General features: G+C 45.5%; 1 protein-coding gene, 2 tRNA genes and 2 rRNA genes (1 of these 5 running past the window's edge). All 5 read right to left on the bottom strand.

All coding sequences use genetic code 11. The features are described 5' to 3' along the window. Positions 1–1,943 (bottom strand): 23S ribosomal RNA (locus QEP06_RS11630) (it extends 828 nt beyond the left edge of the window). 338 nt (positions 1,944–2,281) lie between these two features. Then, positions 2,282–2,355: transfer RNA gene (locus QEP06_RS11625), tRNA-Ala, on the bottom strand. A 92-nt stretch (positions 2,356–2,447) separates the two neighbouring features. Further along, positions 2,448–2,521: transfer RNA gene (locus QEP06_RS11620), tRNA-Ile, on the bottom strand. A gap of 220 nt (positions 2,522–2,741) precedes the next feature. Beyond that, positions 2,742–4,258 (bottom strand): 16S ribosomal RNA (locus QEP06_RS11615). The 16S and 23S rRNA genes sit together here with 2 tRNA genes alongside, the layout of an rRNA operon. 492 nt (positions 4,259–4,750) lie before the next feature. Next, positions 4,751–5,000 (bottom strand): hypothetical protein (locus QEP06_RS11610; RefSeq protein WP_285270372.1); only part of this gene is annotated, 250 nt, incomplete at its 5' end.

The following is a 5,000-nucleotide window of genomic DNA, read 5'->3' as shown; positions in this document are numbered from 1 at the left end:
ATTGCGGGTAATCGGCATCTTCACCGATACTACAATTTCACAGAGCTCATGGTTGAGACAGTGCCCAGATCGTTACACCATTCGTGCAGGTCGGAACTTACCCGACAAGGAATTTCGCTACCTTAGGACCGTTATAGTTACGGCCGCCGTTTACTGGGGCTTCAGTCAATTGCTTCGCATTGCTGCTAACAACCTTCCTTAACCTTCCAGCACCGGGCAGGTGTCAGACCCTATACTTCATCTTTCGATTTTGCAGAGTCCTGTGTTTTTGATAAACAGTCGCCTGGGCCTCTTCACTGCGGCCAGCCTTGCGGCTGGCGTCTCTTCTTCCGAAGTTACGAGACTATTTTGCCTAGTTCCTTAACCATGATTCACTCTAGCACCTTAGGATTCTCTCCTCGACTACCTGTGTCGGTTTTGGTACGGGTTGCTTCACTTCGGCTTTTCTTGGAAGCGAGTTCACTACAACAACTTCGCCCGAAGGCTAGGTCTTGACTATTCCGTCAGTCTCCAGTAGCTACGTCACTCCGTCCCCTTTTTAGTGTGAGCAAGTATGGGAATATTAACCCATTGTCCATCCACTTCCCCTTTCGGGTTCGCGTTAGGTCCCGACTAACCCTCAGCTGATTAGCATGGCTGAGGAAACCTTAGTCTTTCGGTGAGCGGGTTTCTCGCCCGCTTTATCGTTACTTATGCCTACATTTTCTTTTCTGTACGCTCCACCACACCTCACGATGTGGCTTCTGTGCAAACAGAATGCTCCCCTACCAGATATAACTCAAAAGTTATAAATCCATAGCTTCGGTACTATACTTATGCCCGATTATTATCCATGCCGAACCGCTCGACTAGTGAGCTGTTACGCACTCTTTAAATGAATGGCTGCTTCCAAGCCAACATCCTAGCTGTCAATGCAGTTCAACCGCGTTATTTCAACTTAGTATAGATTTGGGGACCTTAGCTGTTGGTCCGGGTTCTTTCCCTCTCGGACATGGACCTTAGCACCCATGCCCTCACTGCCGACGAACATTTATTAGCATTCGGAGTTTGTCAGGAATTGGTAGGATTTGACTCCCCCGCATCCAATCAGTAGCTCTACCTCTAATAAACTTAACATCGACGCTGCACCTAAATGCATTTCGGGGAGTACGAGCTATCTCCCAGTTTGATTGGCCTTTCACCCCTACCCACAAGTCATCCGAAGACTTTTCAACGTCAACCGGTTCGGTCCTCCACTTTGTGTTACCAAAGCTTCAACCTGCCCATGGGTAGATCACAAGGTTTCGCGTCTAATCCTACTAACTATGCGCCCTATTCAGACTCGCTTTCGCTCCGCCTCCGCACCTGAAGTGCTTAAGCTCGCTAGTAAAATTAACTCGTAGGCTCATTATGCAAAAGGCACGCCGTCACCCAACTTGTGGGCTCCGACCGCTTGTAGGCGTACGGTTTCAGGTTCTCTTTCACCCTTCTATTCGAAGTGCTTTTCACCTTTCCTTCACAGTACTTGTTCACTATCGGTCTTTCAGGAGTATTTAGCCTTGGAGGATGGTCCCCCCATATTCAGACAGGATTTCACGTGTCCCGCCCTACTCATTTATCACTTATGTATGCCTTTCATATACGGGGCTATCACCCTCTATGGCTGTTCTTTCCAGAACATTCTATTAAACATATAAAAGCTTTTGGGCTAATCCGCTTTCGCTCGCCACTACTTACGGAATCTCTTCGATTTCTTTTCCTCCGGGTACTTAGATGTTTCAGTTCTCCGGGTTTGCTCTCTAAATAAATTTAGAGTAATACATCTTCAATGTATTGGGTTGCCCCATTCGGACATCTCGGGATCAATTCGTGTGTGCCAATCCCCCGAGCTTTTCGCAGCTTACCACGTCCTTCTTCGCCTCTGAAAGCCTAGGCATCCGCCATACGCCCTTAACGATTTCTTTCCTAATAATAAAATTAGTCTAGTTTAGTTTTATCCAGCCAACGCAACCGCGCTGACCTTCTTATTTTTTAAACTCCGCACCCACAGGTGCTCGGTTTTTTCTTTGTGATGTTCTTACCGTTAATGTCAATGATCAATTTTCTTATTACTTCTTTAATAAACAGATATTGTTTTTGGCTCTATCCGTCACTTTTAAACTAAAGTGGTAATACGTGAATAATATAGGTCCCGATCCTATCAAACTTCTTAATTTCTTAAGCCGTTTCGCCTCCTAAGGGCATAATTCTTCAATCTTAATGTAAATATCTTCTGTTCTTGTTGCTTTTTAAGGCAACTTTGTGGAGAATAAGGGAGTCGAACCCTTGACCTCCTGCGTGCAAGGCAGGCGCTCTAGCCAGCTGAGCTAATTCCCCTCTAGGTCAGACTCGAGATTTTCAGATTTGAGATTTGAGACTTATAAATGGTCTCATATCTCTCGTCTTTTTGTCTCCCGTCTTGTCATTAGTAGTCTCGGGCAGGCTCGAACTGCCGACCTCTACATTATCAGTGTAGCGCTCTAACCAGCTGAGCTACGAGACTGTCTTGTTAGACTTTTAGATTCAAGATGCTAGATACAAGACTTCTACTGTCTTGATTCTTGCCTCCTGGCTCTTGTATCTCCTCCCTAATACTAATTTCTAGTGGGTGTATTTTTAAATAATAACCAAAAGTAAAAACTAAAGCATCTTTTTCTTTAAGCAGATGCGTGATACATTTAAGTATCTTGTTTGTTTATTCTCGCCTAAACGACGAGACTCAAAAATGAGATGTTCCAGCCGCACCTTCCGGTACGGCTACCTTGTTACGACTTAGCCCTAGTTACTTGTTTTACCCTAGGCAGCTCCTTTTACGGTCACCGACTTCAGGTACCCCAAACTTCCATGGCTTGACGGGCGGTGTGTACAAGGCCCGGGAACGTATTCACCGCGCCATGGCTGATGCGCGATTACTAGCGATTCCAGCTTCATAGAGTCGAGTTGCAGACTCCAATCCGAACTGAGACCGGCTTTCGAGATTCGCATCCTATCGCTAGGTAGCTGCCCTCTGTACCGGCCATTGTATTACGTGTGTGGCCCAAGACGTAAGGGCCGTGATGATTTGACGTCATCCCCACCTTCCTCTCTACTTGCGTAGGCAGTCTCACTAGAGTCCCCAACTGAATGATGGCAACTAGTGACAGGGGTTGCGCTCGTTGCAGGACTTAACCTAACACCTCACGGCACGAGCTGACGACAACCATGCAGCACCTTGAAAAATGTCCGAAGAAGGGTCTGTTTCCAAACCTGTCATTTCCCATTTAAGTCTTGGTAAGGTTCCTCGCGTATCATCGAATTAAACCACATAATCCACCGCTTGTGCGGGCCCCCGTCAATTCCTTTGAGTTTCATTCTTGCGAACGTACTCCCCAGGTGGCTAACTTATCACTTTCGCTTGGTCTCTGAATCCGAAGATCCAAAAACGAGTTAGCATCGTTTACGGCGTGGACTACCAGGGTATCTAATCCTGTTCGCTACCCACGCTTTCGTCCATCAGCGTCAGTTAAATCTTAGTGACCTGCCTTCGCAATTGGTGTTCTAAGTAATATCTATGCATTTCACCGCTACACTACTTATTCCAGCCACTTCAAATTTACTCAAGACCTGCAGTATCAATGGCAGTTTCATAGTTAAGCTATGAGATTTCACCACTGACTTACAGGCCCGCCTACGGACCCTTTAAACCCAATAAATCCGGATAACGCTTGCACCCTCCGTATTACCGCGGCTGCTGGCACGGAGTTAGCCGGTGCTTATTCGTACAGTACCTTCAGCTACTCTCACGAGAGTAGGTTTATTCCTGTACAAAAGAAGTTTACAATCCATAGGACCGTCATCCTTCACGCGGGATGGCTGGATCAGGCTTTCACCCATTGTCCAATATTCCTCACTGCTGCCTCCCGTAGGAGTCTGGTCCGTGTCTCAGTACCAGTGTGGGGGATCTCCCTCTCAGGACCCCTAAAGATCACAGACTTGGTGAGCCGTTACCTCACCAACTATCTAATCTTGCGCGTGCCCATCTCTATCCACCGGAGTTTTCAATAATAATTGATGCCAATCATTATATTATGGGGTGTTAATCTTCCTTTCGAAAGGCTATTCCCCAGATAAAGGTAGGTTGCACACGTGTTACGCACCCGTACGCCGCTCTCAAAGTCCCGAAGGACTTCTACCGCTCGGCTTGCATGTGTTAGGCCTCCCGCTAGCGTTCATCCTGAGCCAGGATCAAACTCTCCATTGTATGTTTGTTTGCCCTTACTCAAAAAAAAGTTAATTGACGCTTTAGTTTTTCCTTACTTTTTGGTTGTTATTTGTATGTCAATGATCTCTATTCTTCTCGCTTTAACTCCGGTCGCATGCTTTATCTGTCATGCTGCTTCCGAATTGCGAGTGCAAAAGTATGAACTATTTTTTAACTGGCAAAATATTTTGGAGGAAATTTTAAAACTTTTTTTTCGTAAGCTTTAACCCTCCGCTTTATCTTAACCTGTCCGTTCTGCTTCGCTCCCGCCTCTCTCGATTTGGACTGCAAAGATACAACGTTTTTCTTTCCGGCAAAATGTTTTTTGATTTTTTTTAAACTCTTTAAATGATTTTAAAATCTCAAATCTCACTCACCGTCTTAATGCTCATCTCCGCTCCTTTCTTCTTTCGAATTGGGACTGCAAAAGTATAAACTATTTTTGAACTGACAAAATGTTTTTTGAAAAAAAATTTAGAAAATTCTAAACCCTTATCTATCAACATTTTCGCTCCTTAAAATAATGCTCTTCTGCGCTCCCCCTTCTCTCGATTTGGGACTGCAAAGATACGCACTCTGCCCAATAATCCAAACCAAACCCCGGAAAATTTCTTCCACATTCCACAACTCACTGATTATGCGGGGGAAAAATTTTGCCGGAAGTTTCCCAATAGTAACGATTAACCCGCCCCTGCCACGGCAGGACATAAAAAATCCCGCCAGAGGCGGGAAAGGTATATCT

Source organism: Kaistella rhinocerotis, assembly GCF_030243905.1.
GTDB lineage: Bacteria > Bacteroidota > Bacteroidia > Flavobacteriales > Weeksellaceae > Kaistella > Kaistella rhinocerotis.
The sequence above is the reverse complement of the archived record's forward strand: the minus strand, read 5'-3'. Positions and strand labels throughout refer to the sequence as shown.